Here is a 406-nt window from a genome sequence, read left to right on the forward strand (position 1 = left end):
GTCGATGCTCAGGACGCACTAGTGTTCACGGCTTACACCATGCTTCAGGGAGTGCACGCTGACGACGGCCGCACAGTGCGCGCACTTTACGTCAGTCTTCAGTGGGTAGATGGTACCTATTACTTCGTGAACGTGGGCCAAGAATTCTGCCCTCCTGATCAATTGCCGCGCGCAAAGATGAGGATCACAACACTTCCCGAAGTTTGTGGCGTACTACAAACGCTACTAGCCGATGAAGGATTCACTTCGCAACTGGGCAGCACACTGCCGCCCGAACTTAAATAGGATTCGTTATGAACAGTACCAATAGCCTACTCAGCCGCCTTGCCGCATCTTCAATGGAAGAAAACAACAGCCGGGCCTCTGATGAATACGCTATGGACAGTCAGGCTGAACTGCCAGAGCT

The 406-nt window shown here is 52.7% G+C and carries 1 protein-coding gene; it reads left to right on the plus strand.

Features of this window, described 5'->3' with window-relative positions:
* The coding region (locus AC1RPH_RS07945; protein WP_391856740.1) for a hypothetical protein at positions 1 to 285 on the plus strand (285 nt) is incomplete at its 5' end.
* Positions 286 to 406 lie beyond the last annotated feature (121 nt).

Source organism: Dellaglioa sp. CoH-57-MRSF-16 (assembly GCF_056782055.1).